This window comes from Thioclava sp. NG1 (assembly GCF_003122275.1).
Lineage (GTDB): Bacteria > Pseudomonadota > Alphaproteobacteria > Rhodobacterales > Rhodobacteraceae > Thioclava > Thioclava nitratireducens.
The window spans coordinates 180740-206087 of sequence record NZ_QFBB01000004.1; the positions used below are offsets into that span (position 1 = coordinate 180740).

The 25348-nt window shown below is 64.5% G+C and carries 30 protein-coding genes; 16 read left to right on the top strand and 14 right to left on the bottom strand.

Going from position 1 to position 25348, the window contains the following annotated elements; all coding sequences use genetic code 11:
• Positions 1–132: 132 nt before the first annotated feature.
• Complete coding sequence (locus tag DEM26_RS20195; RefSeq protein ID WP_146194452.1) at positions 133–945, bottom strand: hypothetical protein; 813 nt, start codon at positions 943–945, stop codon at positions 133–135.
• Here DEM26_RS20195 and DEM26_RS09135 point away from each other — a divergent pair.
• From DEM26_RS09135 to DEM26_RS09160, 6 genes are all read left to right on the top strand, one after another.
• Positions 907–1824, top strand: a complete 918-nt coding sequence (locus DEM26_RS09135) for a hypothetical protein (protein ID WP_146194453.1) — start codon at positions 907–909, stop codon at positions 1822–1824. The genes DEM26_RS20195 and DEM26_RS09135 overlap by 39 nt on opposite strands.
• Before the next feature lie 84 nt (positions 1825–1908).
• Positions 1909–2658: a transglycosylase SLT domain-containing protein gene (locus DEM26_RS09140; protein WP_109172240.1), complete on the top strand. Its 750-nt coding sequence runs from the start codon at positions 1909–1911 to the stop codon at positions 2656–2658.
• Positions 2658–4742, top strand: coding sequence for a flagellar biosynthesis protein FlhA (flhA, locus tag DEM26_RS09145; protein ID WP_109172241.1), 2085 nt, complete (start codon positions 2658–2660; stop codon positions 4740–4742). The genes DEM26_RS09140 and flhA overlap by 1 nt, the downstream gene beginning before the upstream one ends.
• Positions 4739–5527: a flagellar biosynthetic protein FliR gene (locus DEM26_RS09150; protein ID WP_088735442.1), complete on the top strand. Its 789-nt coding sequence runs from the start codon at positions 4739–4741 to the stop codon at positions 5525–5527. The genes flhA and DEM26_RS09150 overlap by 4 nt, the downstream gene beginning before the upstream one ends.
• A complete protein-coding gene (locus DEM26_RS09155; RefSeq protein ID WP_109172242.1) occupies positions 5524–6615 on the top strand; it encodes an EscU/YscU/HrcU family type III secretion system export apparatus switch protein in 1092 nt (363 codons plus the stop codon). The genes DEM26_RS09150 and DEM26_RS09155 overlap by 4 nt, the downstream gene beginning before the upstream one ends.
• Positions 6603–6971: a hypothetical protein gene (locus DEM26_RS09160; RefSeq protein WP_109172243.1), complete on the top strand. Its 369-nt coding sequence runs from the start codon at positions 6603–6605 to the stop codon at positions 6969–6971. Before DEM26_RS09155 ends, DEM26_RS09160 begins: the two co-directional genes overlap by 13 nt.
• Positions 6972–7019: 48 nt before the next feature.
• Here the strand turns inward: DEM26_RS09160 and DEM26_RS09165 are convergent, their stop codons facing one another.
• The 9 genes from DEM26_RS09165 to DEM26_RS09205 are packed head-to-tail and all read right to left on the bottom strand — an operon-like array spanning position 7020 to position 11609.
• On the bottom strand, positions 7020–7550 hold the full coding sequence (locus tag DEM26_RS09165; protein WP_109172244.1) for a flagellar basal body-associated FliL family protein: 531 nt from the start codon (positions 7548–7550) through the stop codon (positions 7020–7022).
• Between the two features lie 9 nt (positions 7551–7559).
• Positions 7560–8285, bottom strand: a complete 726-nt coding sequence (gene flgH / locus DEM26_RS09170; protein ID WP_109172245.1) for a flagellar basal body L-ring protein FlgH — start codon at positions 8283–8285, stop codon at positions 7560–7562.
• A 24-nt stretch (positions 8286–8309) separates the two neighbouring features.
• Positions 8310–8735: a flagellar basal body P-ring formation chaperone FlgA gene (gene flgA, locus DEM26_RS09175; RefSeq protein ID WP_109172246.1), complete on the bottom strand. Its 426-nt coding sequence runs from the start codon at positions 8733–8735 to the stop codon at positions 8310–8312.
• The gene (gene flgG, locus DEM26_RS09180; protein WP_088719871.1) at positions 8735–9520 is read right to left on the bottom strand and encodes a flagellar basal-body rod protein FlgG; all 786 of its coding nucleotides are present in this window, start codon (positions 9518–9520) and stop codon (positions 8735–8737) included. The genes flgA and flgG overlap by 1 nt, the downstream gene beginning before the upstream one ends.
• A 14-nt stretch (positions 9521–9534) precedes the next feature.
• Positions 9535–10251 carry a flagellar hook-basal body complex protein gene (locus DEM26_RS09185; protein ID WP_088719872.1) on the bottom strand — a complete coding sequence of 239 codons (717 nt, stop codon included), beginning with the start codon at positions 10249–10251 and terminating at the stop codon, positions 9535–9537.
• A gap of 1 nt (position 10252) precedes the next feature.
• Positions 10253–10519 (bottom strand): flagellar biosynthetic protein FliQ, encoded by a 267-nt coding sequence (locus DEM26_RS09190; protein WP_088719873.1) that lies wholly within the window; start codon positions 10517–10519, stop codon positions 10253–10255.
• Positions 10519–10809, bottom strand: coding sequence for a flagellar hook-basal body complex protein FliE (gene fliE, locus DEM26_RS09195; protein ID WP_109172247.1), 291 nt, complete (start codon positions 10807–10809; stop codon positions 10519–10521). Before fliE ends, DEM26_RS09190 begins: the two co-directional genes overlap by 1 nt.
• 18 nt (positions 10810–10827) lie before the next feature.
• Entirely contained in the window at positions 10828–11220 is a 393-nt protein-coding gene (gene flgC / locus DEM26_RS09200; RefSeq protein ID WP_088727600.1) for a flagellar basal body rod protein FlgC, read from the bottom strand.
• A gap of 2 nt (positions 11221–11222) precedes the next feature.
• Complete coding sequence (locus DEM26_RS09205) at positions 11223–11609, bottom strand: FlgB family protein (protein WP_109172248.1); 387 nt, start codon at positions 11607–11609, stop codon at positions 11223–11225.
• A gap of 80 nt (positions 11610–11689) precedes the next feature.
• Here DEM26_RS09205 and DEM26_RS09210 point away from each other — a divergent pair, with 80 nt between their 5' ends.
• Positions 11690–13015, top strand: coding sequence for a FliI/YscN family ATPase (locus DEM26_RS09210; protein ID WP_109172249.1), 1326 nt, complete (start codon positions 11690–11692; stop codon positions 13013–13015).
• 3 nt (positions 13016–13018) lie between these two features.
• On the opposite strand, the gene DEM26_RS09215 is transcribed toward DEM26_RS09210, so the two are convergent.
• Positions 13019–13777: a TSUP family transporter gene (locus DEM26_RS09215; RefSeq protein WP_109172250.1), complete on the bottom strand. Its 759-nt coding sequence runs from the start codon at positions 13775–13777 to the stop codon at positions 13019–13021.
• A gap of 168 nt (positions 13778–13945) precedes the next feature.
• Between DEM26_RS09215 and DEM26_RS09220 the strand changes: the two genes are divergently transcribed.
• The 4 genes from DEM26_RS09220 (at position 13946) to DEM26_RS09235 (ending at position 18328) form a co-directional block, all read left to right on the top strand.
• The gene (locus DEM26_RS09220; RefSeq protein WP_088727597.1) at positions 13946–14839 is read left to right on the top strand and encodes a CPBP family intramembrane glutamic endopeptidase; all 894 of its coding nucleotides are present in this window, start codon (positions 13946–13948) and stop codon (positions 14837–14839) included.
• Between the two features lie 66 nt (positions 14840–14905).
• Entirely contained in the window at positions 14906–15850 is a 945-nt protein-coding gene (accD, locus tag DEM26_RS09225; protein WP_075775248.1) for an acetyl-CoA carboxylase, carboxyltransferase subunit beta, read from the top strand.
• A gap of 91 nt (positions 15851–15941) precedes the next feature.
• Complete coding sequence (locus DEM26_RS09230) at positions 15942–17213, top strand: bifunctional folylpolyglutamate synthase/dihydrofolate synthase (RefSeq protein WP_088723166.1); 1272 nt, start codon at positions 15942–15944, stop codon at positions 17211–17213.
• 92 nt (positions 17214–17305) lie between these two features.
• Positions 17306–18328, top strand: a complete 1023-nt coding sequence (locus DEM26_RS09235) for an LLM class flavin-dependent oxidoreductase (RefSeq protein WP_088723167.1) — start codon at positions 17306–17308, stop codon at positions 18326–18328.
• On the opposite strand, the gene zapE is transcribed toward DEM26_RS09235, so the two are convergent.
• Positions 18325–19416: a cell division protein ZapE gene (gene zapE, locus DEM26_RS09240; RefSeq protein ID WP_075775459.1), complete on the bottom strand. Its 1092-nt coding sequence runs from the start codon at positions 19414–19416 to the stop codon at positions 18325–18327. The two genes, DEM26_RS09235 and zapE, sit on opposite strands and share 4 nt — an antisense overlap.
• 77 nt (positions 19417–19493) lie before the next feature.
• Here zapE and DEM26_RS09245 point away from each other — a divergent pair, with 77 nt between their 5' ends.
• The 4 genes from DEM26_RS09245 to lpxK all read left to right on the top strand — a co-directional run bounded on the left by DEM26_RS09245 (position 19494) and on the right by lpxK (position 22895).
• On the top strand, positions 19494–20315 hold the full coding sequence (locus DEM26_RS09245) for a sugar phosphate isomerase/epimerase family protein (protein WP_109172251.1): 822 nt from the start codon (positions 19494–19496) through the stop codon (positions 20313–20315).
• 87 nt (positions 20316–20402) lie between these two features.
• A complete protein-coding gene (locus tag DEM26_RS09250) occupies positions 20403–20660 on the top strand; it encodes a DUF4170 domain-containing protein (RefSeq protein WP_075775244.1) in 258 nt (85 codons plus the stop codon).
• A 7-nt stretch (positions 20661–20667) separates the two neighbouring features.
• Positions 20668–21906 (top strand): 3-deoxy-D-manno-octulosonic acid transferase, encoded by a 1239-nt coding sequence (locus DEM26_RS09255; RefSeq protein ID WP_075775243.1) that lies wholly within the window; start codon positions 20668–20670, stop codon positions 21904–21906.
• A complete protein-coding gene (gene lpxK, locus DEM26_RS09260; protein WP_109172252.1) occupies positions 21906–22895 on the top strand; it encodes a tetraacyldisaccharide 4'-kinase in 990 nt (329 codons plus the stop codon). Before DEM26_RS09255 ends, lpxK begins: the two co-directional genes overlap by 1 nt.
• Before the next feature lie 48 nt (positions 22896–22943).
• On the opposite strand, the gene DEM26_RS09265 is transcribed toward lpxK, so the two are convergent.
• Together DEM26_RS09265 and DEM26_RS09270 are read right to left on the bottom strand one after the other, a co-directional pair.
• Positions 22944–23621: a DsbA family protein gene (locus DEM26_RS09265; protein WP_075775241.1), complete on the bottom strand. Its 678-nt coding sequence runs from the start codon at positions 23619–23621 to the stop codon at positions 22944–22946.
• Positions 23622–24170, bottom strand: coding sequence for a DUF721 domain-containing protein (locus DEM26_RS09270; protein ID WP_075775240.1), 549 nt, complete (start codon positions 24168–24170; stop codon positions 23622–23624). It abuts the gene before it with no gap.
• An 83-nt stretch (positions 24171–24253) separates the two neighbouring features.
• Here DEM26_RS09270 and mutY point away from each other — a divergent pair, with 83 nt between their 5' ends.
• Positions 24254–25306, top strand: a complete 1053-nt coding sequence (gene mutY, locus DEM26_RS09275) for an A/G-specific adenine glycosylase (protein WP_088727591.1) — start codon at positions 24254–24256, stop codon at positions 25304–25306.
• The last annotated feature ends 42 nt before the right edge of the window (positions 25307–25348 follow it).

The window sequence follows — 25348 nt, forward strand, 5'->3', positions numbered from 1 at the left end:
GACCTGTTCTGGCGAGCTACGACTGCACAAGAGGAGCCTGCCAACGCGCCGGTGAATATCTCTGATGGCGCGCCCAAACCGCCCCTCCCCCCGAAACCCGATCCACGGCTCGATGGCATTGAAGAGCGCCTTCTACGCCAGATGTCGCGCGCGGCATCGCAGGGGCTCGTCACGCCACAGATGACGCCGACCGTGGAAAAGCCCGCGCAAGGGCGACACGCTCCACCACCCACAGGCGACAGGGCCGCCGAAACGGCTGAAATTCCGCAGGCGCCTCAGGGCCCGAGACCTCCACCGCATCTTGCGATCGACTCGGTTACAGCGATCGACCGTGACCAACTTGCCACAGGCCTTCAGGCGCCTTCCGAGGTATCCGGGTGCCCGCCCGACCGATATTTCGAGCTCGCGAACTGGGTCGACGAGCGTCCGGCCTTCGCTCAGATCAGCGATGCGCGAAAAGGCCTCTTGGGCGAATTCGACGCACCCAATCCACGTAAGGTGACAGCATTGGCGCGGCTTTACATCGCCTTCGGCTTCGGGACGGAGGCCCGCGCGCTGTTGCGCGATATGGGCAAGGATGGACCGAGCAAGAATGCGCTGCTCTTCGTGGGAGCGGTGCTCGACGCCGATCCTGCCGCCGCCACCTCGCCGCTTGCTCAGCTCACCGATTGCAATGGCGCGGTCGCGCTTTGGGCCTTCCTCGCAGCTGACCCGCTTCCCGAAAAACGCGATGTTGCCTTCGCGGCGCTTCGCCGACATTTCGAGGCGCTTCCAGCCGATTTGCGACGGTCTCTGGCGCCAAACCTTGTGGCCCGCCTCACGCAGATCGGAGCGGCGGATGTGGCACGATCGCTCGAGCCGGCTGTCAGCCGGATCACGACCGGGGATCGACGTGCGCTCGACACGATGGAAGCCGAAATCCAAGTGGTGGAAGGCGATCCGCAAGCTTCGGGGCGCCTTGAAGCGCTTTCGAAGACGAACTCGGCGCAAGGGCTGCGCGCGTTGATCTTGTGGCTAAACAGCCAGATCGACGCGGGTGGAGCGGTCGACCCGGCAGCTCTCGCGAATGCAGAGGCCTTGGCTTTCGAACTCGCCGACGCGCCGGAGGCTCCGGAATTGCGTCGTATCGCCGCGATTGGCCACGCCGCGAATTCCGAATTCGGCAAAGCCTTCGAGATTTACTCAGATGCGACCGAGATCGCGGATTCGAAGGGCACGCTCGAAGCGATATTCTCGCGGTTGGTTGGGCAAGCCGATGACGGGGATTTCCTTCGAACTCTCTATGACCAATTGCCCCTAGCCGAGAAAGCCGCGCAGACCTCCGGGCTGCGACAAGAACTGGCCGGACGTGCAATATCTCTGGGAATGCCTGCCGTTGCCGTGCGCCTTCTCGGACAGGCCGATCCGTTGTCGGTGCAGGACAAAACTCTGCTCGCGCGAGCCGCGCTCCTCGAACTGGATCCAGCTGCCGCCGTCGCGCATCTGAAGGATTTGGAGGGTAAACAGATCGAGCAGATCAGAGCCGCTGCCTTGTCTCGACTCGGTCGCCACGACGAGGCGCGCGCCGCCTACCTTCGCGCGGGCAATCCGGAAGGGGCCCGCGCGCAATCCTGGCACAAGGGCGATTGGTCAAGCCTGGACGCCCCTCCAGATGCGGTAGAACAGCGTTTTCTGGAAACTTTCGGGGCGACGTCCTCACAAACGAAGGAGGTGAAAGGCGGGCCGCTCACGCGGGCCCGCAGCCTGTTGGAGCAAAGCCAGGCAGAACGCGAAACGCTGTCGAAAATGCTCGATCGCCTTGCTTTGCCCCCTGATCAGCAGTGACGGGCAAAATCTTCGAAAACGGATTCTAAAGCTTTGCCCGCTAGGTTTGGGGTCGCAAGAATTGCACTGCAAAGGGAAAATCCCATGCCTTGGTTTCGGCGGGCACTTTATATCTTATGTCTTACCCTCACCCCGCTATCCGCGGCGGGACAGCCCCAGCTATGCGAGGCCGCCGCGAAACAAGCGTCGCGCGAAAGCGATGTGCCTTACGCGGTGCTCATGGCGATTTCGTTGAATGAGACGGGTCGCAAGGGAGCAGGTGGCTTCCAGCCCTGGCCCTGGACCGTGAACATGGAGGGCGCGGGACACTGGTTCGACTCCCGAGATTTGGCGCTGGCTTATGTATTCAAGGAATTCAAACGCGGCGCGCGAAGTTTCGATGTCGGCTGTTTCCAGATCAACTTCAAATGGCATGGGCAGCATTTTTCTTCGATCGAAGACATGTTCGACCCGCTGACAAATGCACGATATGCGGCTCGGTTTCTGAAATCTCTCTATGCCGAAACTGGGGACTGGACGAAGGCTGCCGGGGTCTATCATTCGCGCACGCCGAAATATGCGAGGCGCTATTCTGAACGCTTCGCGCGTCTTCATGCCAAACTCGCAGGCAAGGTCGAACCTGAAAAGGTGGTGAATACCTCCGCCACGCGGGCAACCGCCGGGGCGCCTGAGATTCCGGAGATCGTATTGGCACGAACCGAACCGTCGGCGCAAAGCAGGGATAACCAATATCCCCTCCTGCTTCGCTCGGAAGGAACAGAGCCTCCAGGCGTGGGCGGTGCTCCGGGAGCCTCGCTCTTCATCCGAGCCGCGCAAAAAGCGCGAGGAATGTGATGGCGTCGCCGCTCGTGCACCGTGCGTTTCAACCCACCATCATGCTGGCGCTCGCACTGATGGCGGTCATCGCGATGATGATCCTGCCGGTGCCCTCCTGGATTCTCGACATCGGCCTGGCGACCTCCTTCGCCCTCGCGATCCTGATCTTCACTGTCACCTTGTTCATCGAACGACCGCTCGATTTTTCCGCCTTCCCGACGATTCTCCTCGCAACGCTGATGTTGCGGCTCTCGCTTAACGTTACCTCGACGAAACTCATCATCGGCAACGGCCATACAGGCACCGGCGCGGCAGGTGGCGTGATCGAGGGGTTCGCGAATTTCATCATGAGCGGCTCGGTCCTGATCGGGCTCGTCGTGTTCTGCGTGATCCTGATCGTGAATTTTATCGTGATCACGAAAGGCGCCGGGCGCATGGCAGAAGTCGGCGCGCGTTTCGCGCTCGACGCCATGCCGGGCAAGCAGCTTGCGATCGATAGCGACATGAATGCGGGCGCGATCGACCACGCCGAAGCGCGGGAGCGGCGGGAACGCGAACAGGCGGAAACCACTTTTTTCGGCTCGCTCGATGGCGCGTCCAAATTCGTGAAAGGAGACGCGGTCGCAGGGTTGTTGATCACGTTGCTCAACCTCGTCGTCGGTCTGACCATCGGCACGGTGGTGCATGGAATGCCGCTCGATCGCGCGCTCGAAACCTATGCGATCCTCACGGTCGGCGACGGCCTCGTCAGCCAGATACCCGCGGTCATCATCTCGATCGCAGCGGCGATCCTGCTTTCGCGTGGCGGCGCGAAAGGCTCCACCGATCTGGAATTGTTTCGCCAGCTTGGTAAATATCCGGCCGCGCTGACCACCGTGGCGGTCCTGATGGCGCTGTTCGGTCTCGTGCCGGGGCTGCCTTTCGTGCCCTTCACCGCGGGAGCCGTCCTCCTTGGCGGGGCTGCCTTCATGCTGCGGCGCGCAGAGCGGACGCGCGCCCGGCGCGAGGCGATGAAGATGCCCACGCCCGAAACCGGGCCGAAACAGAAGTCCATGGGCGACGTGCTCGACATCGACGACATCCATGTCGAATTCGCCCCCGATCTGGTGAAGATGGCGCTCGATCCCGCCACAGGTCTCGACGCGCGGATTTCGAACATGCGTAACCATGTCGCGGCGAGTTTCGGGCTGATCCTGCCGGAAATTCGGTTGACCGACGACGCGACCTTGCCGCCTGGACATTACCGAATCCGCGTTCAGGGGGTGGAGCAGGCGCGCGACCGGTTGATGCCGGAGCATGTGCTGGCACTGATCGCGGACAATCGCGATTTCCTGCCCGACGGGGAAGAGGTGCGCGAACCCGTCTTCCACGCCCCAGCCCTTTGGGTGCCCGCTCATCAGCAGGAGGATGCGGCGCTCGCAGGCTCGACGGTGGTCGGGCCGACGGAGGTGCTCGCGACGCACCTTCTCGAGGTAATCAAGGCGAATTTCTCGCGTTTGATGACGTTACGGGCGTTGCGGCGGCTGCTAGACGAGGTCGCGAACCTCTCCGATCCGACGCGCGCGCAGGCAAATCGGCGCGTCCTCGACGAGTTGATACCCGACAAGGTTCCGATCGACCTGCTTCTAGCGGTCCTGCGCTTGCTGCTCGATGAACGGGTCTCGATCCGAAACCTTCTTTTGATCGTCGAGGCGATCTCGGAGGCCCGCCACCTGCAAACCCCGGAGCAGATTTGCGAGCACGTTCGCCAGCGTCTCGGTTTCCAGCTCGTCGCCGATCTGCGGCGCGACGACGGCACGATCCCCCTGATTCAACTGGCGCCCGATTGGGAGGAGCGGTTCGGCAAATACACGATCGGTGGCGACGCGAGCGGCGATGTCGCTTTACCGCCCGATCTCTTCAACAAACTCGCTGCGAATATCGCCGAAAAACTTGCCGGCGCGGCACAGGCGGGCACGTTCCCGGCGCTCGTCTCTTCGGGACGCAGGCGACGGTTTCTGCGCACCGTCATCAACGCAAAAGGTCTGAACGCGCCGGTTCTGAGCTACGAGGAAATTGGCCTCGAGGCGCGGCCCGCGATGGTCGGGCAGGTTCCGGCATGAGCCCGCCGCTTCTAGATCAACTCGCAGAGATTCTGCAGAAAACGCAAAGTTTCTTGCTGATAGGTTTCGTCATCTTGCTTCGGGTCGGCGGGATCGTCGCAATGGCCCCGGGATTTGGCGAAACCAGCCTGCCGGCGCGGATCAAGACCGGCGTCGCACTCGCGATAACGCTCGTGATGATCCCGGCTCTCGTCCCCAGGCTCGCCACTGTCGATCTTGGGGCAAGCCCGCCGATCTGGCTGATCTCGGAAATCGCGATCGGCCTGTTCCTTGGGTTCGGCTTGCGCGCTTTCGTCTTCGCCTTGCAGATTGCGGGCACGATGGCGGCACAGTCGAGCTCGCTCGCGCAACTGCTTGGCGGTATGAGCGGCGAGCCGCAACCCGCGATCGGAAACCTGCTGATGATCGCCGGAATCGCGGTGCTTATGAGCCTCGGGTTTCATGTCCGGCTCATCGAGTTCATGATCGGCACCTACGACGTTCTGCCCGTCGGCGAGTGGCCCAATCCCGAGGCATTGCGCGGCTGGGGCGTCTCGGGCATCGCGCAAGCGTTTTCGCTGGCCTTCACGCTTGCCGCCCCTTTCGCGGTCACCGGGTTGATCTACAACGTCGCGCTCGGCGCGATTAACCGTGCCATGCCGCAGCTCATGGTGGCTTTCGTCGGCGCTCCGGCCCTGACAGGGGGCGGGCTGATCCTGCTCGCGCTTTGCGCTCCGACCGCGATCGCGATCTGGCGCGAGGCGGTCATGGCCTTCCTCGCCAACCCGTTCGGAGCGGTGCGATGAGCGAGGACGAAGGCGGTGAAAAGGAATTCGACCCGACACCGCACAAGCTGGAGGCCGCGCGGCGCAAGGGCGATCTGGTGCGCTCCTCCGATATTTCGGTCGCTGCCGTTTACGGCAGTTTTCTCGCGACGCTCTTTGGCCTTGGCATCTTCAGCCTCACGCGGTTCGGTAGCGGCGCGATGGCAATGCTCGATCGCGCCGATGAGATGGCCGCGCAGTTCTTCGGTGGCGGGACGGCCATGGGCGGGCGCGTGATCGGAGAACTCCTGCTGCCGCTCGCCCCGTTTTTCGTGGTGCCGATGGTCGCCGCGCTGGTCGCCTATTGGGCGCAACGCGCGGTCGTTGTCGCGCCTGACAAGATCCAACCGAAGCTCAACCGGATCAATCCGCTGAAAAATGCTGCGCAGAAATTCGGCCGCAGCGGATTGTTCGAATTCGCCAAGAGCGTGACGAAACTCGCCGTGATCGCGACGACTCTCTTTCTCTACCTCAGGGCGCGCGCGGAGCTGATCTTTCTGACGCAGCATCTCGAACCGGTGCAGATCGCGGGCGTGTTGTTTCGTATGATCGCCGAGTTCCTGATGATCGTAACCGCGCTCGCCGCAGCGATAGGCGTCGTCGACTATCTCTGGCAACGAGTGGAATTCCTGCGGCGCAACCGGATGACGCGCAAGGAACTGACCGACGAGATGAAGCAATCCGACGGCGACCCCCATCTCAAGGCGCAGCGGCGCCAGAAGGGGATGGAGCTTGCGATGCGGCAATCGGTTCCCGACACCGCCAAGGCCGACGTCGTGATCGTCAACCCGACCCACTATGCGGTCGCGCTGAAATGGAACCGCGCCTCGGGTCGCGCCCCGGTCTGCCTGTCGAAAGGGGTCGATGCGATCGCGGCGCGGATACGCGAAATCGCGGCGGAGAACGCGGTACCCTTGCATTCGGATCCACCGACCGCGCGCGCGCTCTTCGCGGCAATCGAGATTGGAGAGGAAATCCGTCCCGAGCATTACAAACCCGTCGCGGCCGCGATCCGCTTCGCGGAGAAGATGCGCAAGGCGGCGGGCAGAGGCGCGGCATGGCGCAAATGAGCAAACTGCAGGTCGCGCGTCTAAGGAAACTCGCCCGGTTGACGCGCATGCAAAGCGAGGCGGAACTCGCCGCGCTCGCACGGCTGAACGCCCAGGCCCGCGCGCTCGATTTGCGCATTGCGAGCCTGAAAGCAGAAGAGCGGTCGAGCCGGGCGACGCTCGCGCTGGACCCGACATTCGGGCAAAACACGCTCGCTTATCTCCGGTATCTCTCGCTGGAAGAAACGCGGCTTCGCGCTGCGCGTGACGAGCTGAATCCCGCGATCGCGAAGCAGCATGACGCGACTGCACGCGCGGTCGGCCGACATGACGTCGTCACGAAACTCGGTCGCCCGAAACGCGAAATGCCCCGCTGAGGCGCGGAGGCTCTGGTTTTTCGCGGTTCGCCGCTGGGCGGCCTGCGCTCAACTGTCCTGACGCACGATATCAGAAACCAGAACCGCAAGAACACTCGGGCCCAGAATGTTGCGGGCCGTCTCGGTCAGGGCCCGGCGCAAGCGCGACATGTTCGCAGAATCGGTGAACAGACCCTGAAACCCGCCGGTATTCGCGTGATCGAACAGCACCTGAAGGAACGCATCACGCAGTTTCGGCTCGGCCCGATAAACGGCTTCGGTTTCGCCCGCCGTCACCTCGAGGCTCAGCGAAAGGATAACCATTCCGGAGATGTGCGACTCGGTCACCAGCGGCACGATGAACTGGTTGTTGAGCTTGACGAATTCGGAGGTGACTTCGCCTCCGGCGCCATTAGCGACGGCGACCGGGTCACCATGCGCGTCGGTCGCGGCAGCAGACTTGCCCGCCCCCGCCTCCGCAGCGGCGGGGGCCGTCGGGGGGGCTGCGGGCGGCGGAGCAGGACGCAGAAAATAGCCAGCCGCGCCACCGCCGGCGAGGCCGATCAGACCAAGGAGAAGCGGGAGAAGTTTGCCAAGCATCAAGGCACCTCAGAACGGCAGAAGAACATCGGCGATCTGCTGGCCGTAACGCGGCTGCTGCACATCGGTGATCTGCCCGCGCCCACCATAAGAAATCCGCGCCCCCGCGATCTTGTCATAGGTGATTTCGTTCTGGCGGCTCACATCCTCGGGGCGCACGAAGCCGGTGACGATCAACTCTCGCACTTCGAAATTCACTCGCACCTCCTGGCTCCCCTGAATGCGCAGCACGCCGTTCGGGAGTGTCTCGATGATCGTGGCGGCCACGCGAAGGGTCAGCTTCTCGTTGCGCGACACTTGCCCGTCGCCGGAATAGGAGGAGTTCGAATTGGTCGCGACGGCATTGGCCATGCTCGCTCCCGCAGGCAGCCGCTTGTCGATGCGCTGCGGAATGCCCAGCATCGAAGGCACCCCCATCGTTTCGGAGCCGTTACGCGAGCGGCCTGTGGAATTCGAGATTTCAGCCTTGTCGTTAATCTCTATCACAACCGTGAGAATGTCACCGCGCTGGGCGGCGCGCTGATCGCCCAGAAGCGAGTTGCGCGCGCCCGACCAAAGCGAAGCTTCCTGCTCGGGCGTGCGGGCCACGGTCGTGGCGGGCAGCGGCGAGGAGGCCATGGCATAGAACTCGTTCCCGCCTTCGACCGGCGTGAAATCGGGGGCCTTACCGACCTGTTCGAGCCGCCCGCAGGCGACAAGCGCAATCGAAAGAAGCAACAGTGCAGGAGATTTCATCGCGAATTCCTCTTTCGGATCCCGTCATCTCGCGACATGGGCGGTTCCATCCGCGCCAAGCGTTGCGGACACCACGGTTTTGGAGGCCGCGTTCATCACGCGGATCGTCTCTCCGATCCCGGCACGGTCGAGCGCGCGGCCTTCGGTACGGATCTCAAGCGATCCGAAGCGGAACAGCAGCGGGATGATCTGGTTACGCTCGACGATCGCGGGTTGGCCGAGATCGCGCGCGCGGATCGGGCGCCCGGCATAGATCACCGTGCGCGTCTCGAGGCCGACGGCCTTCTCCGACCCGCTCAACGCCCCGACCACTTCGCCCGGCCGCAGCCCGACATCCGCCCGCGTGACGATCGTGCGCGCGCGCAAAGTGTGGAGCGCGACGAGCGTGTCCGCCGAAGCTTGGCCTGCCAAAAGGCCGGCTAGCGCAATCAGGATCGCCCGAAACAGCATCAGCGCACCTGCGTCGTTGCGCCGAGCATCTGGTCCGCGGCCGAAATCACCTTCGCGTTCAGCTCGTAGCCGCGCTGCGCCTTGATCAACTCCGTGATCTCGCGCACCGGATCGACCGAGCTTTCCTCCAGATAGCCCTGCCGCAGCGTGCCCAATTCGTCCGCGCCGGGCGTGTTTACGTTGGGTGGCCCCGAGGCCCCGGTTTCGAGAAACAGGTTCGAGCCCATCGCCTCGAGCCCTTTCTGGTTCGAGAAATTCGCGAGGGTGAACTGCCCCAATAGTTGCGGCGCCACCTGATTGCTGAAATAGGCATAGACCTCGCCCTGAGCGTTGATGGCGATCGCCCGAGCATCGTTCGGGATCGTCATCTCGGGCACGACCGGGTAGCCGTCGGAGGTCACGATCTGGCCTGTGCCGTTGCGTTTCAGCCCACCATCGCGCGTATAGGCGGAGATGCCCGATGGCAGCATCACCTCCAGATATCCATTGCCATCGATCGCGACGTCCAGATCGCCGCCCGTGGCGCTGAGCGAGCCCTGCGCGACATTGACCGTCACCGCGGTCGGGCGCACCCCGAGGCCGAGCTGAACGCCGGCGGGAATGGTCGTCCCGTCGGTCGCGTTGATCGTGCCAGGGCGGGTCGCCTGCTGATAGAAGAGATCGGCGAATTCGGCGCGGCGCGCATTGTAGCCGGTGGTCGACATGTTCGCGAGGTTGTTGGAAATCACCTCGACGCGCATCTGTTGCGCGCTCATGCCGGTGGCCGCGATCTGAAGCGCTCTCATGTCATGGTCTCCTGTTAGCGGGCGAGCGTCTGGATGACGCTGCGAATTCGTTCGTCTTCGCGTTCGAGAAAGGCCTGTCCCATTTCGTAGGCGCGCTGGACCTCGATCATGCGTGCGATCTCGGTGACCGGATCGACGTTGCTGTCTTCGAGAAAACCTTGCATCAGCACCGCGCCCTCGACGGGTTCGGCGCCCGCCTCGGCGGTGAACCGCGTGCCGCCGACGTGGCGCAATCCGTTGGGATCTGTGGGAAGATAGACGCCGACCTGCGCGATCGGCTGGCCATTGTTGGACAGCGTGCCATCGGCCGCGAGCGCGACCGAGCTCGCCCCGGACGGGATCGCAACCGGGGTGCCGCCGGAATCGAGGAGGCGATAGCCGTCGGGCGTCAACAACTCGCCTGCGGCGGAAGGAATGAAGCTTCCCGCCCGCGTCAGCTGATTGCCCTGCGGGGTCTCGATCATGAAGAACCCCTCGCCCTCGATCGCGAAGTCAAAGGCCCCCCCCGTCTGGGTCAGCCCCCCCTGGCTCCGGTCGATCATGCGGCCATGCGCGCGCGCCATCGACAGCGAAGGCTCGTTGCCCTCGAGCCCCGAAAGGTATTCGGAGAAGATCACCCCTTCGCGCCGGAAGCCCGTCGTCGAGACATTCGCGATGTTGTTGGCGACAGTGCGCATTTCGCGCATCAGGCCGGATTGCCGCGTCAGCGTGGCATAGATCGCGTTATCCATCTTAGCCCCCGGCGATGATCGGCAGGAGGGTGCGGGTGAAGAACTCCACCAGCTTTTCCGACATGAAACTCATCGACACCCAGAACACGACGAGCATCGCGCCCACTTTCGGCACGAATGTCAGCGTCATTTCCTGCACCGAAGTCAACGCTTGAAAGAGGCCGATCGTCACCCCGGCGACGAGGGCGACCGACAGCAGCGGCGCCGCGATCAGCACGGCGATCCATAGGCCCTGCCGAAGCGTGTCGAAGAAGATCGCATCCTGCATCAGACCGGCATCCTGAGAATTTCCTGATAGGCCTCGACGACCTTGTTGCGGACGGTCACCGCGGTCTCGATCGCGAGTTCACTCTGCGCGAGGGCCTGCACCAGCGCGTGCGGATCGGCCTTGCCCGTCATTGCAGATTTGGCGACGTCTTCGCCTGCCTTTACCGCATCGACAAAAGAACTCGCCGCCTGTTCGAAAAAGGGGCCCGGCCCGGAACCACCCGTTTTCGGCGGGACAGCGGCCCGGGCCTGGGCGTAGCTTTGCGTTGCAAGGGAGGTGTTCAAATCCATTCTAGATCTCCTCGGTCCTTAGCGGCGAAGCAGTTCGAGCAGGGAGGCCGACATTTGCCGGGCCTGATCGAACATGCGCAAATTCGCCTCGTAGCTGCGCTGCGCTTCGCGCGCGTCAGCGATTTCGACCACCAGATCGACATTCGAGCCGTCGTAGTAGCCGTTCTCGTCGGCCATCGGATGGCCAGGATCGTAAATACGTGTGAGTTCCGTACGGTCGAGCCGGACCGGGCCGAGCGCAACCTCCCCGGTTCGTCCGCCCGCCTCGACGACCTCCTCGAAGGCCGCCATCTTGCGGCGATAGCCGGGGGTGTCGGCATTCGCGATATTTTCGGAACTGTGCCGAAGCCGCATCGCCTGCGCTTTCATGCCCGAGGCGGAGAGCGCCATGGATTGGGTGAAATCGGTCATCCTCATCCCCTCCCAAGCGAACTGCGCAAGATGTTGAGTGAGGAGCGGTAGATCGCGAGCGACAGGTCATGCTCGCGCTTCACCTCGACCGAGCGGACCATCTCCTCTTCCAGCGAAACGGCATTGCCATCGGGCGAGGTCACCCCGGGGGAGGCGAGCGGTTCCGGTCCGGTCGTGATCGTCGACGCGGCGCCGATATGGCCGGGCCGCGTCGCGCGCAGGTCGCCGCCGACCTCGCTACGATAGAGGTCTTCGAAAGGCGGCAGATCCCGCGCCGCGTAGCCGGGCGTGTCCGCATTGGCGATATTTTTCGCAACCGCGTTCTGGCGGGCTGCTGCGTGTCGGGCCATCGCACTGGTCATTTTCATGATCTCAATCTTCTCGAACATCGGGGCTTCTCCTCCGAGCTATCAACCAAGCTTTAAGAGCGAATCGTTTAGAAAACCTTTCGAGAACATCGGAGGCCAGAATGGCATTTGCGGGATTCGACCTGTTGCACGCCGAAATGCGCGCTATCGCCAGCGCCCACGCCGTCGGGCGCGTGCGCGAGGTGCGGCGCGGGATGATCGAGGTCAGCGGTCTCGACCGTTCGGCGGCCCTAGGCGACCGCGCGACGATTCGCTGCCAAAGCGGGCGCGAGATCGGCGCGGAAGTTCTGTCGCTGACGCGCGGGGCGGTCACCGTGCTGCCAGACGGAGCCGCCGATGGCGTGGCGATCGACGACGAGGTGGAGCTGCTCGGTCAGGGCGGGATCGCTCCGCATGACAGCTGGGTCGGGCGCATCATCGACCCGTTCGGAAAGCCGCTCGACGGGCAACCGCTGATCCACGGCGCGCGCGAGCGCGAATTGCGCGCAAGCCCTCCGCCTGCCGCCCAGCGCAAGCGGTTGGGCGGCCGGTTGGAGACGTCACTCGCCGCTTTCGACACGATGCTGCCATTGGTCCAAGGCCAAAGGGTCGGCCTCTTCGCGGGATCGGGCGTCGGAAAATCCTCGCTATTGGCGAGTTTCGCGCGCGGGGTGTCTGCCGATATCGTCGTCATCGCGCTGATCGGCGAACGCGGCCGGGAATTGCGGGAATTCGTAGAAAAGACCCTTGGCCCGGAGGGGATGGCCCGCGCGGTGATCGTCGCCGCAACCTCGGATCAATCACCGCTGGTGCGCCGTCGCTGCGCCTGGGCCGCGATGGCCGTGGCCGAGCATTTCCGCGATGCGGGCCAGCACGTGCTGTTCCTCGCCGACTCGATCACGCGCTTTGCCGAAGCCCATCGTGAGGTCGCTTTGGCCGGGGGCGAGCCCGCCTCGCTGCGCGGCTATCCGCCCTCGACCTCCTATCAGATCATGGCCTTGGGCGAGCGCGCGGGCCCCGGCGCCGAAGGTCAGGGCGACATCACCGGTATCTTCTCGGTCCTCGTGGCCGGTTCCGATATGGACGAGCCGATCGCCGATATCCTGCGCGGCGTGCTCGACGGGCATGTCGTGCTGGAGCGCGAGATTGCGGAGCGTGGGCGCTTCCCGGCGATCAATTTGCTGCGTTCGGTCTCGCGCTCGCTGCCCGACGCGGCGGATCCCGAGGAAAACCGGTTGATCGGCAAGGCGCGCAGCCTGCTCGGCGCCTATGACCGGGCCGAGATGATGATTCAGGCGGGGCTATATGCGGAAGGCTCGGACCCACGCATCGACGCGGCGATCAAGGTCTGGCCCGAACTGGACGCCTTCATTGCCGAACCCGCCCCCGACGGCATCGCGGGCAGTTTCGCGCGGCTGCGCAGGATCCTGTCGCAGGTGCCGGGATAGGGTCTACACCAGGTCCCAAAGCAGCTTCGCGGCCAGCAGCGTCGAGGTCGTCACCAGCAGCGGCTTGATCAGCCGCGCGCCCACCCGCATCGCAAGCCGCGAGCCCAGCCGCGCCCCGGCGATCTGCGCCAGCCCCATCGCGATGCCTAGCACCCAGAGCGGCGAGCCGACCAGCAGGAACCCCGTCAGCCCCCCGATATTCGACGAGAAGTTCAGCAGTTTCGTATGTGCGGTCGCCTTGAGCACGCCGTAACCCGCCAGCGTCACGAAACCGATCATGAAGAACGAGCCCGTCCCCGGCCCGATCAGACCGTCGTAAAAGCCGATCACCGGCACGAAGGCGGCGGTGAACAGGCCGGGCCGAATACGCTGCACCCGATCCGTGTCGTCCAAACCCGGCCGCAAAGCGAAAAACGCGGCGATTGCGACGAGGATGAACGGCAGGGCGATCTCGATCTTGTCGGTCGGGATGCGCGACACGAGAAGCGCCCCCGCGAGCCCTCCGAGGAACCCGATCACGGCGGCCAGTAACTGTTTTCGCAGCACCACATGGCCCGAAGCCGCGTAGGAAATCGCCGCCGTCGCCGCGCCGAACGTGCCCTGAATCTTGTTCGTCGCGAGCGACTGAACCGGCGGCACGCCCGCCAGCAAAAGCGCCGGCACCGTGATCAGCCCGCCCCCGCCCGCGATGGAATCGACCACCCCCGCCGCGAAAGCCGCGCCGATCAGCATCACCACCAGATCGAGAGGAAGTTCAAACATTTGCACCCCGGTCAGAAGACAGCCGCCTCTTGTCCTGCCCGCGCCGCGAAAAGTAAAGCCGTTGCCTCAACGGGGCCGCAGCCGCTATCACCGACCCATAGCCTTGCGGAAGACCCAGATGACCCACTCGCGCTCCGAAACCGTCCCCCCCTCCGCGAAGGCCGCGTCGTGATCGCGCGGACCCACCGATATGCGCCGCTCGACGCTTTCGCGGCCCCTGCGAAACCCTATTCCCAGATCTGGCGCGGGATGCTCGGACTGGGCGTGATCGTCGCCTTCTACCTGCTCAGCGGCTGGGCGATGATCCTGTTCTTCTCCTCGATGCTCGACGATTTTTCGATGCTCAGGCTGTTTCAGGAAATCGCCCATGGTTCGACCCCGCGCGGCCTCGCCATCCTGCTTGCAACCTTCGCGCCGCTTCTGATCGCGACCTTCCTCGTCAGCCGCCACTTGCACCACCGCGCGGCGGCGACGTTGTTCGGAAAGCAGAGCCTCTCGACATTCGCGAAGGTGCTGCCGACGCTGTTGCTCTTTGCTTTTTTCTCCTTCGCGCTCACCCAGCTCAGCGAATCCACGGCCCGCTCCAATCCGCTGATGAACGTGCTGGGCTGGGCGCCGATCGCACTGCCGCTTCTGTTCGTCCAGATCGCCACCGAAGAGGTCCTGTTTCGCGGCTACCTGCTGCAGCAGCTCGCAGCGCGCTGGCGCAGCCCCCTGGTCTGGATGGTCCTGCCCTCGGCGCTCTTCGGGGCGCTGCACTATTCGCCCGGCACTTATGGCAGCAACGCGTTCTGGCCCGCGCTCTGGGCCTTCGGCTTCGGCTGCCTCGCGAGCGACCTGACCGCGCGCACCGGCAATCTCGGGGCCGCCCTCGCGCTGCATTTCGCCAATAACTTCGGCTCGCTTTTCCTCGTGGGCTTCTACGGCCAGCTCGACGGGCTGGCGCTCTACACGATCGTGATCAATACACGCGACTTGTGGGACCTCTTGCCGTGGCTCGTTCTCGACATGCTGCACCTGTTGATCGCGTGGCTGTTGATCCGCCTCACCCTGCGCGTCTGATTGCAATTCACGCAGGGGCGGCGTATTTCAAGCCAAACCGACCCGCCCCAGCGAGAGGCTCTTACGATGAACTGGATCACCAATTACGTCCGTCCTCGGATTAACTCGCTGTTTTCGCGCCGCGAAGTGCCCGAGAACCTTTGGACGAAATGTCCCGAATGCGGGACGATGCTGTTCCACCGGGAGCTGTCGGACAATCTGAACGTCTGCACCAATTGCGACCATCACCTCGCGATCACGCCCCGCGTGCGCTTCGAGGCGCTGTTCGACGGTGGCATCTTCTCCGAAGTGAAAGTGCCCGAACCGATCGCCGATCCGCTGCATTTCAAGGATCAGAAACGCTATCCGGACCGGATGAAGGCGGCACAGAAATCGACCGGCGAGAAAGAGGCGATGCTGGTGGCCGAGGGCGAGATCGGGCGCACGCCGATCGTCGCGGCCGCGCAAGACTTCACCTTCATGGGCGGCTCGATGGGCATGTATGTCGGCAACGCGATCATCGCGGCGGCCGAGCGTGCGGTGAAGCTCAAACGTCCGCTGGTGCTGTTCTCGGCGGCTGGCGGCGCGCGGATGCAGGAAGGTATCCTGTCGCTGATGCAGATGCCGCGCACCACTGTCGCCGTGCAGATGCTCAAGGAAGCGGGCCTTCCCTATATCGTCGTGCTGACCCATCCGACGACCGGCGGCGTGACCGCCTCCTACGCGATGCTGGGCGACGTGCATATCGCCGAACCCAATGCGCTGATCTGCTTCGCGGGCCCCCGCGTGATCGAACAGACGATCCGCGAAAAGCTGCCCGAAGGCTTCCAGCGCGCCGAATATCTGCTCGATCACGGGATGCTCGACCGCGTGACGCATCGCATGAAGATGCGCGACGAGCTGATCACCATCCTGCGCATGCTGATGAACCTGCCGCCTGCGGTGAAGGGCGATCTGCCCGCGCCGGAGAAGGCCCCCGAGGTAGCGGTCGCCGAGGCCGCTCCCGAGGCCGAGGCGAAGCCCAAGACCTGATCTTCGTATTGGCTGAAATATCCCGGGGGGCGGCGCCAGCCGCGGGGGCAGCGCCCCCTCCCCGGTCCGCCATCTGAGGCCGGAGGGGCCAATGACGCAAAGCTCCGATGATATTCTCGACCGCCTGATGGCGCTGCATCCCAAGGTCATCGACCTGTCTCTCGACCGGATGGAGCGGCTGCTTGAGGATCTCGACCATCCCGAGCGCGACCTGCCGCCGGTAATCCATATCGCGGGCACCAATGGCAAGGGCTCGACCCAGGCGATGATCCGGGCCGGGCTGGAGGCTGCGGGCAAGCGCGTCCACGCCTATACCTCGCCTCATCTTGCGCGCTTCCACGAACGTATCCGGATCGCCGGAGCACTGATCTCAGAGGACGATCTCGCCGCGCTTCTCGATGAGGTCGAGGCGGCGAATGGCGGCAAGCCGATCACCTTCTTCGAGGTGACGACGGCGGCGGCGCTTCTGGCCTTTGCCCGGACGCCTGCGGACTACACGCTGCTGGAAGTGGGTCTCGGCGGGCGGCTCGACGCGACCAATGTGATCGACAAACCCGCGCTGAGCATCATCACGCCGGTCTCGATCGACCATCAGCAATTCCTTGGCGAGACGCTGGCCGAGATCGCGGGCGAGAAGGCCGGGATCCTCAAGCGCGGCGTGGCCTGCGTGGTCGGTCCCCAGCAGGAGGGGGCGCTCGACGTGATCGAGGCGCGGGCGGAAAAGCTCGGCGCGCCACTTCTGGTGCATGGCCAGCATTGGCAGGTCTGGGAAGAGCGCGACCGGTTGATCTTCCAGGACGAGAACGGCTTGCTCGATCTGCCGCTGCCGAACCTGCCCGGCCCGCATCAGATCGCGAATGCCGGGGCAGCGCTCGCGGCGCTGCGGCACCTGGGCTTTGACGAAGCCGCCTGCGAGGCAGCCGTGACGAAGGCCGAATGGCCCGCGCGGATGCAACGGCTGCGCCACGGACCGTTGGTCGACGGCGCGCCCGAGGCCGAGGTCTGGCTCGATGGCGGCCATAACCCGGCGGCGGGCGACATGATCGCGAAGACGCTGGGCACGCTGCCGCAGCGCCCGACCCACCTGATCTGCGGCATGCTGAATACCAAGGACGTGACCGGGTATCTGCGTCCCCTGGCCCCTCACGCAGCGAGCCTTCTAGCCGTGTCCATCCCTGGCGAGGCGAACACCCTCTCGGCGGAAGACACCGCCGAAGCGGCGCGCGCGGTCGGCATCGAGGCACGCCCGGCGGCCTCGGTCGGCTCGGCCATCGCGGGGATCGTCGCGATCCATCCGCATGCCCGCATCCTGATCTGCGGCTCGCTCTATCTCGCGGGCCGGGTGCTGCGCGAGAACGGCTGAAGCTGCGGCCTCGCACGAGCTCTGTGCGAGTATGCCGGTGGCTGACCTGCGCCCGCGCCCCTATCTTCGCGTGAACAGGAAAGGAGACCACCATGCAGCTTGAGCTTGGGATCGACACGTTCGGCGATGTGACGCGCGGCGAGGACGGCCTGCTGCGCAGCCATGCCGAAGTGATCCGCGACACGCTGGCCGAAGGCGAGCTCGCCGATCAGGTCGGGCTCGATTACATCGGTCTGGGCGAACATCACCGCCCCGATTTCGCAATCTCCTCGACCGAGCCGATCCTCTCTGCGATCCTCGCGCGCACCGAAAAGATCAAGGCGGGCACCTCCGTGACGGTGCTGTCCTCGGACGATCCGATCCGCGTGTTCCAGCGCTTCGCCACTCTGAACGCGCTCGCGCCGGGGCGGGCCGAGATCACCATCGGGCGCGGCTCCTTTACCGAGAGCTTCCCGCTCTTCGGGCTCGACCTGAACGATTACGAGGCGCTGTTCACCGAGAAGTCGCAGATTCTGCACCTGCTCGCGACGCAGGAGAAGGTCAGCTTCGATGCGCAGATGCGCCCGCCGCTGAAGAACGTCACAGTCTATCCCCGCCCCGAGACGCCGCTGCAGATCTGGCGCGGGGTCGGTGGCTCGCCGCAATCGGTGGTCGAGACCGCCGCGATGCAGATGGATCTGATGCTGGCGATCATCGGCGGGGATTCGACCCGGTTCAAACCGCATGTCGACCTCTATCACCGCGCGCATGAGCAGCTGGGCACCAAGCCCGGCAAGATCGGTGTCCACTCTCCCGGCCATATCGCCGAGACCGACGAGATCGCGCAGGAAGAATTCTACGAAGGCTACGCGCGGATGCATGACATGATCGGGCGCTCGCGCGGTTGGCCGCCATTCCGGCGCGAGGCCTACCTGTCGGAGATCGAGCATGGCTCGCTCTATGTCGGCAGCCCGGAAACCGTGGCGCGCAAGATCGCGCGGACGGTGAAAGCCTTGGGTCTGTCGCGATTCACGCTGAAATACAGCGGCGGGCCGCAGAACCCCGCGCATCTGCGCAAGACGATCGAGCTTTACGGCACCAAGGTGCGCCCGCTTCTGGCGGAGATGCTGGCTTAAGCCTCCGCCGCCCAGCCGTCTGCCTGCATCTCGCGCAGGCGGCTGGCGGTGCGCTCGAATTCGAACGTGCCTTCGCCTTCTACGTAAAGCCGCTCGGGCTCGTCCGCGGCCGAGCAGATCAGCCGGACCTTGGCCTCGTAGAGCGCGTCGATCAGCGTGACGAAGCGCTTCGCCTCGTTGAAGTTGGAGGCCGAGAGCAGCGGGATATCATCGAGCAACAGCACCTTCACCGCATCCGCGATGGCGAGGTAATCCGCAGGACCCAGCGGCTGCGCGCAGAGATCCCAGAAGCTCGCACGACCGACCCCGTTGTGGAAATGCGGGATTTCGACCGTGCGTCCCTTCACCGGGATATCGAGCTTGCCGTGATGATCGCCCCCGGTCAGCTCATCCCAAAGCGCATCCATCTTCGTGCGCGCTTCGCGGCCCGCAGGCGTGAAATAGACCTGTTGGCCTGCCAGACGGTTCTGTCGGTAATCGTTTTCGGAGGCCAACTCGTAGACGTCGAGCTTCTCGCGGATCAGCCCGATAAAGGGCAGGAATAGCTGCCGGTTGAGTCCGTTCTTGTAGAGGTCCTCGGGCACGCGGTTCGAGGTGGTGACGATAGTCACGCCACGCTCGAACAGAGCCTCGAAGAGACGCCCCACGATCATCGCATCGGCAATGTCCGTGATCTGCATCTCGTCGAAGCACAAGAGCCGCAGCGAGCCCGCCACCTCTTCGGCCACGGGGCGCATCGCATCCACGGTATTGGCGCGGCGCGCATCGTCGAGCTTGCCTTGGACTTCCTGCATGAAGGCGTGGAAATGCACCCGGCGTTTCGGCACGTCGGTCTGGCCGAAGAACAGGTCCATCAGCATGGATTTCCCGCGCCCGACACCGCCCCAGATATAGAGGCCGCGCACGCCTTCGACCGGCTTGATCTTGCGCTTGAAGAAGCCGCGTTTCACCGGCTCGGCGGCGGGGGCATTTTCCAGCGCGCGGCGCACGCGCTCCAGTTCGGGCAAAATGGAGCGTTGGGCGGGATCGGGGTTGAGGTCCCCGTTCTCCACCATGGACTCGTAAAACTCGGGCAAGCTGCGTTTCATGACGTTCCGATATAGCGCGCTCACGGGATTGAAAAGCCCCGCGGCTTGCGCGAGCATCCGATCCGGAGGAGGACCCCATGGCCAAGGAATTACCGCTGCTCGGCGCTGCGCTGAGCCTCGATATGCTCGCGCATCATCGCGACTGGATCGTCGCCGATCAGCGCGATCTGGAATTGCAGAGCTTCTGCTGGCCGAACGCGACGGATGCGGACCTGCGCAAGATGGTGGCACGCGCGAAAGACCTGCTCGACGGCTATACCGGACGGCTGGGGCTGCATGGGCCGTTCACCTCCTTCAACATCGACTGCGCCGACCCGGAGATCGTCGAGATCATTCGCGCCCGGATGCTGCGTGTGCTGGAGATCACGGCGGAACTGGGCGGCGATCAGATGGTGATCCACTCGCCCTACACCCTCTGGAAGGAGGCCGATCTGGAGCAGAACCCCGCGAACGCGTTCATTCAGGTCGAACGCGTGCGCTATGTCCTCACCCCGGTGATCAAAAGGGCAGAGGAGCTGGGCGTGAAGCTGGTCATCGAGAATTGCGAGGACATCACGCCGAACCTGCGCGTCGAACTGGCCGCGAAGATGAAGAGCGAAGCGGTGAAGGTTTCGCTCGATACGGGCCATGCGCAGTTCATGCATCGCCGCTGCGGCGCGCCGCCGGTCGATGTGTTCGTCCATGCGGCGGGCGCGGCGCTGGAGCATGTCCACCTGCAGGATATCGACGGCTATGGCGACCGCCACTGGCACCCGGGCGAGGGCACGATCGCGTGGCATTCGGTGTTCAAGGCGCTTGGCAAGCTGCCCAAGATGCCTCGCCTGATCCTCGAAGTGAATGACGAGATTGGGGTGAGAAAAGGCGCGGAATATCTGGAGTCTCTGGGACTGGCGCGGTAACGGCTACGTGCGGCCCCGGCCCTCTCCTTGTGAAGGGTGAGGGCAAAGCGTAATCTCTGCGCCGCAGAAAAGCCGACAGGAGTTCACATGGCCAAAAAGACCCCGCAACGTCTTCACCTCGTCTTCGGCGGCGAGCTGGTGACCCCGAGCCGCACCGAATTCAAGAATGTCGACGATATCCATATCGTCGGGATGTATCCGAACTACGCTTCCGCCTATGCCGCGTGGAAGGCCGAGGCGCAGCGTACCGTCGACGACGCCCACACCCGCTACTTCATCGCGCACCTGCATCGCCTGCGCGACGAAGAGCTCGAGGTTTCGACCACCGAAGAGCTCGGCAGCTAAGGCTGGCATGGCGGGCTCTCTTCCTCTCTGGCTCAGACTGCGGCTCTCGGCCCTGCGTCCTGCGGGACCCAAGGCGAAAGCCGCGGTCGAGGCCGGTCAGGGGGAAGATCGCGCCGACGCCCCGCTACTGTGGATCTGGGCTGCGGGGACATGCGCGGAGGCCGCCGGGCTGGTCGCGCGCAGGGTCGCGGCGCGGATGCCCGATATCCGCATCGCGATGACGGTGCGCGGCTCGGAGAGCGCGCCGGATGGGCTGCCCGATCAGGTTTTCCTGCGCGCCGCCCCCGAGGATCGCCCGGCCTCCGTCCGTCTCGTGCTGGATGCGTGGCGCCCCGATCTCGTGCTCATCATGGACGAAACGCTGCCCGCCGCCCTGATCGCGGAGACGCAAACCCGCGGTATCGCCAGCGTGCTGGCCGACGCGAAATTCGGCGGGCAGGACGGGCTGCGGCTCGACGATGTCTCGCTGGCGCTGCTGGGCCGAATCGACCGCATTTACCTGCGAGACGAGGCGAGCCTAGAACGGGTGGACGACCGATTGAGCGGCCCGGTAATCGTGGTCAATGATGGCGCGCTCGGCGAGCCACCGCAGCCGCTTCACGGGTCCGAGGCCGAGCGCGCCTCGATGGCCGAGTCGATGGGCGCGCGTCCGGTCTGGCTGGCCGCAGCCGTGCCCGAGGCCGAAGTCGGCCCGGTGACGGCGGCGCATCGCTACGCTCAGCGCCACGCGCATCGGCTGCTGCTTCTGCTCGTGCCGGATGATGAATCCCAAGGCGAAACCCTTGCCGCGCAACTGACCGCCGAGGGCTGGTCGGTCGCGCGCCGCTCTCTCGAGGGCGAGCCGGAACTGACGACCGAGATTTTCATCGCGGACGACGCGCAGGAATACGGGCTGTGGTATCGGCTCGCCGCGCTTAGCTACATGGGCGGCACTTTGTCGGGGACCGCACAGTCGCCGCGCTCACCGGTCGAGGCGGCGGCACTTGGCTCGGCGATCCTGCATGGCCCGAAACTTGCGCCTTTCCGCGAGGATTACCTGCGGCTCGAGGCCGCGAAAGCCTGTCGCGGCGTCGTGGTGCCGGAGGATCTGCCCGAAGTGGTGGCCGACCTGATCGCGCCCGAACGCTCCGCCCAACTCGCCCATAACGCCTGGGCCGTGACGTCTGGCGGGGCCGGTGCGGTGGAGACCATCGCCCGCGATCTTGCCGAGATCCTGTCGGGCACTCAGCCCGCAAGGGTGGCGTGATGGGCGCGCCCGGTTTCTGGTTCAACGCCCCCGATGCGCCAGGCCTGCGGGCGCGGCTGCTGTCTCCGCTTGGGGCAATCTACGCAGCGATGACGAAGCGGCGCGTGGCGCAGCCGGGTCTGAGGCTCGACGTGCCGGTGATCTCGGTCGGCAATATCAACGCGGGCGGGACGGGCAAGACGCCGACGGTGATCTGGCTGGTGCAGCGGCTGGCGGCACGCGGTGTGACGGCGCATGTAGTCACACGCGGCTATGGCGGATCACTCGAAGGGCCGGTGCGGGTCGACGAGCGCAGCCACCGCGCCGAAGAGACCGGAGACGAGCCGTTGCTGCTTTCCGCCTTCGCACCGGTCTGGGTCGCGCGAGACCGCGCTGCCGGGGCGAGCGCCGCGGTCGCCGCCGGGGCACAGGTGATCGTTCTGGACGACGCCCATCAGAACCCCACGCTGGAGAAAGACCTCTCCATCGTGGTGGTCGACGCCCATAAGGGTTTCGGCAACGGGCGGTGTCTGCCCGCCGGACCGCTGCGCGAACCGATCGAGGCTGGGATGGCCCGCGCGGACTTCCTGCTGTCTATCGGACCGGAGACCGCACAGGCAGATTTCACGAATTTCTGGGGTTCCAGAATTTCTAAACCGCACCTGACGGGCCAACTCGCGCCGCTGCAGACGGGCATGGATTGGGAAGGGCTTCCCGTCCTCGCCTTCGCGGGCATCGGCCATCCCGAGAAATTCTTCGCCACGCTGCGCGGTCTCGGGGCTAACCTGCTGCGCGGCGAGGCGCTGGAAGATCATCAGCCTTTCACAATGCGCCTCTTGCAGCGGATCGAGACGGAGGCCGACATGCTCGGCGCGCAGATGGTCACGACCGAGAAGGATGCGGTGCGCCTGCCCGACAGCTTCCGTCCGAAGGTTCTCGCGCTGCCCGTGCGGCTTGCGATCGACGACTCCGCAGAGCTCGACGCCGCGCTCGACCAACTCGGGATATGAGAAAGGCCGGCCCCGCAGGACCGGCCTTCGCTTGATCTGTACAAAAGCTCAGTTGGCTTGCTTCGCCAGCTCGTCGTCGAGAATCTTCTTGAAGTCGTCCCAAGCCATGTTGGAATGCTTCTCGCCATCGATGATGAAGGTCGGCGTCGCGTCGATCTTGTCGTCGCCCGCGTTCTTCTGGAAGGTCGCGACCATCTTCTCGGCGCGCTTCTCGTCGTTCATGCAGGCGGTGACCTGATCGTTGCTCAGCCCGGCCTGCAGGCCGATCTTGCGCAGATTGTCCGCGATGGTCTGCGGCTTCCCGTCGCCGATCCACTCCTTCTGCTTGTTATAGATCATGTCCGAGATCGCGTAATATTTCGGGTCGCCGCCGCACTGCGCGATCAGACCCGCCCAGACGCCGAACTTGTCGAAATAGACTTCGCGCTGGATGAACTTCACCTTGCCGGTATCGATGTAGTTCTTCTTCAGTTGCGGATACTCGACCTTGTGCCATTCCGCACAGTGCGGGCAGGTGAAGGAGGCGTATTCGATCACCGTGACCGGCGCATCTTCCTGACCGAGAACCACGTCGGGCAGAGTCTCGACATCTTTGCTCGCCGTGGCTTCCTGCGCTTGCGCCGCAGTGATCAGGCTCGCTTCGCTATGCTGGCTGGCGTACCAGCCGCCCGTAGCGAGGAGGCCCATAACGGCCGCGCCGCCGAGGATCGAAAGAGTTTTGCTCATTTATCTGCCTTTCTTCTGTCCAGCCCGCTCTGCGGACTTCGATAGAACGTTTCTTGCCAGTTCTTCCAGCGCCGATTTCAGACCGGCATCGCTACATTCCGCAACGCGCGCCTTCGCTTCTTCGATGATACGGGGATCGGGCGCCTTGGGTTCAGGTTTCGGTTTCGGTGCGAATTGCGCCTGACCATCGGCGAAGCCGGTCGGCGCCGTCTGCGTCAGCGAGATACGCGAGATCGCGTTATAGCCGTAGCAGGCATTCACCTTGTCACGGATTTGCGGCAGCTGCATCTGCAGCATCGGCGCCGCCGCCCCGGTGGTCAGCAGAGTAAGGGTCGCCCCGAAGCCGCCTTTCGTGTAGCCGATCTTCACCGGGCGGCATTGCGCGGCCGTCTCAGGACCCACGACTTCGGCCCAATGGGTCAGCAGACGCGACACCGCGAAACCCCGCGCTTCGCCCGCGGCTCGGATCCGGTTGCGCAGCAGCCCGCCCGCGGCTTCAAAGCCACGCATCCGCCGATCCGGCGTCTTTTGCGGGTCGCTTTTACTCATTCGGGGCGGTTCCTCTTGATCCATCCCATTCTAGGCAGCACATCGGGCCGGGCCAACCGGTCGGCAAGAGGGGAGCATAAACATTGCGTGACGGTAAAGGGGCAATCGGCGAAACCCTGCTCAACTGGTACGACACCCATGCCCGCGTCATGCCGTGGCGCGTATCGCCTGCGGATCGGGCAGAGGGCGAGCGACCCGACCCCTACCGCGTCTGGCTCTCCGAGGTGATGCTGCAGCAGACCACGGTCGCCGCCGTGCGCGACTATTTCCGCCGCTTCACCGAGCGCTGGCCCGATGTAGGTGCATTGGCGGCAGCCGAAGACGGCGACGTGATGGCAGAATGGGCGGGGCTCGGCTATTACGCCCGCGCCCGCAACCTGCTGAAATGCGCGCGTGTCGTGGCGGATGACATGGACGGTCGCTTCCCCGAAAGCGCGGCGGAACTGCAAAAGCTGCCCGGCATCGGCCCCTATACCTCCGCAGCCATCGCCGCAATCGCCTATGACGAGCCCGTCGCCGTGGTCGACGGCAATGTGGAGCGCGTGGTTTCGCGCCTCTTCTCCGTCGACACGCCCCTTCCCGGCGCGAAAGCGGAACTGACCGACCTGACCGCGCAGATCACGCCCGAGGACCGACCCGGAGATTTCGCTCAGGCGATGATGGATCTGGGCGCGACGATCTGCACGCCGCGCAACCCGGCCTGTGGCATCTGCCCGCTGATCGACAGTTGCACCGCGCGTGCCGCCGGTATTGCCGAGACGCTGCCGCGCAAAGCCCCAAAGAAAGAAAAGCCGACCCGTCGCGGCTTTGCCTATGTGGTGATGAACGCTCAAGGCGACGTGCTGCTGGAACGTCGCCCGGACAAGGGGCTTCTGGGCGGCACGTTAGGCTTTCCCGGCTCGGACTGGTCCGACGCGCCGACACCCGCCCCGCCGGTGCAGGCCGACTGGATTCTCTCCCCCGTCGAGGTGCGCCACACCTTCACCCATTTCCATCTGATCCTTCAGGTCCATGTCGCCCGCAAGGAGACCGAGTCCATGACCTCGCGGACAGATTTCCGCCCGGGCGATCTGCCCACCCTGATGCGCAAGGTCTGGGATGCCGCGCAGAGCGCCGATGGGTCGCAAGCTGAATGATTGTATCGGGTTAGCGTTCGGCTAGTATGACCGCGCCCGCAT

Coding starts and splice junctions, on each gene's coding strand:
- DEM26_RS09135 (WP_146194453.1), top strand. CDS start 907: ATGGAAGCCGAAATCCAAGTGGTGGAAGGCGATCCGCAAGCTTCGGGG.
- DEM26_RS09140 (WP_109172240.1), top strand. CDS start 1,909: ATGCCTTGGTTTCGGCGGGCACTTTATATCTTATGTCTTACCCTCACC.
- flhA (WP_109172241.1), top strand. CDS start 2,658: ATGGCGTCGCCGCTCGTGCACCGTGCGTTTCAACCCACCATCATGCTG.
- DEM26_RS09150 (WP_088735442.1), top strand. CDS start 4,739: ATGAGCCCGCCGCTTCTAGATCAACTCGCAGAGATTCTGCAGAAAACG.
- DEM26_RS09155 (WP_109172242.1), top strand. CDS start 5,524: ATGAGCGAGGACGAAGGCGGTGAAAAGGAATTCGACCCGACACCGCAC.
- DEM26_RS09160 (WP_109172243.1), top strand. CDS start 6,603: ATGGCGCAAATGAGCAAACTGCAGGTCGCGCGTCTAAGGAAACTCGCC.
- DEM26_RS09165 (WP_109172244.1), bottom strand. CDS start 7,550: ATGCTTGGCAAACTTCTCCCGCTTCTCCTTGGTCTGATCGGCCTCGCC.
- flgH (WP_109172245.1), bottom strand. CDS start 8,285: ATGAAATCTCCTGCACTGTTGCTTCTTTCGATTGCGCTTGTCGCCTGC.
- flgA (WP_109172246.1), bottom strand. CDS start 8,735: ATGCTGTTTCGGGCGATCCTGATTGCGCTAGCCGGCCTTTTGGCAGGC.
- flgG (WP_088719871.1), bottom strand. CDS start 9,520: ATGAGAGCGCTTCAGATCGCGGCCACCGGCATGAGCGCGCAACAGATG.
- DEM26_RS09185 (WP_088719872.1), bottom strand. CDS start 10,251: ATGGATAACGCGATCTATGCCACGCTGACGCGGCAATCCGGCCTGATG.
- DEM26_RS09190 (WP_088719873.1), bottom strand. CDS start 10,519: ATGCAGGATGCGATCTTCTTCGACACGCTTCGGCAGGGCCTATGGATC.
- fliE (WP_109172247.1), bottom strand. CDS start 10,809: ATGGATTTGAACACCTCCCTTGCAACGCAAAGCTACGCCCAGGCCCGG.
- flgC (WP_088727600.1), bottom strand. CDS start 11,220: ATGACCGATTTCACCCAATCCATGGCGCTCTCCGCCTCGGGCATGAAA.
- DEM26_RS09205 (WP_109172248.1), bottom strand. CDS start 11,609: ATGTTCGAGAAGATTGAGATCATGAAAATGACCAGTGCGATGGCCCGA.
- DEM26_RS09210 (WP_109172249.1), top strand. CDS start 11,690: ATGGCATTTGCGGGATTCGACCTGTTGCACGCCGAAATGCGCGCTATC.
- DEM26_RS09215 (WP_109172250.1), bottom strand. CDS start 13,777: ATGTTTGAACTTCCTCTCGATCTGGTGGTGATGCTGATCGGCGCGGCT.
- accD (WP_075775248.1), top strand. CDS start 14,906: ATGAACTGGATCACCAATTACGTCCGTCCTCGGATTAACTCGCTGTTT.
- DEM26_RS09230 (WP_088723166.1), top strand. CDS start 15,942: ATGACGCAAAGCTCCGATGATATTCTCGACCGCCTGATGGCGCTGCAT.
- DEM26_RS09235 (WP_088723167.1), top strand. CDS start 17,306: ATGCAGCTTGAGCTTGGGATCGACACGTTCGGCGATGTGACGCGCGGC.
- zapE (WP_075775459.1), bottom strand. CDS start 19,416: ATGAAACGCAGCTTGCCCGAGTTTTACGAGTCCATGGTGGAGAACGGG.
- DEM26_RS09245 (WP_109172251.1), top strand. CDS start 19,494: ATGGCCAAGGAATTACCGCTGCTCGGCGCTGCGCTGAGCCTCGATATG.
- DEM26_RS09250 (WP_075775244.1), top strand. CDS start 20,403: ATGGCCAAAAAGACCCCGCAACGTCTTCACCTCGTCTTCGGCGGCGAG.
- DEM26_RS09255 (WP_075775243.1), top strand. CDS start 20,668: ATGGCGGGCTCTCTTCCTCTCTGGCTCAGACTGCGGCTCTCGGCCCTG.
- lpxK (WP_109172252.1), top strand. CDS start 21,906: ATGGGCGCGCCCGGTTTCTGGTTCAACGCCCCCGATGCGCCAGGCCTG.
- DEM26_RS09265 (WP_075775241.1), bottom strand. CDS start 23,621: ATGAGCAAAACTCTTTCGATCCTCGGCGGCGCGGCCGTTATGGGCCTC.
- DEM26_RS09270 (WP_075775240.1), bottom strand. CDS start 24,170: ATGAGTAAAAGCGACCCGCAAAAGACGCCGGATCGGCGGATGCGTGGC.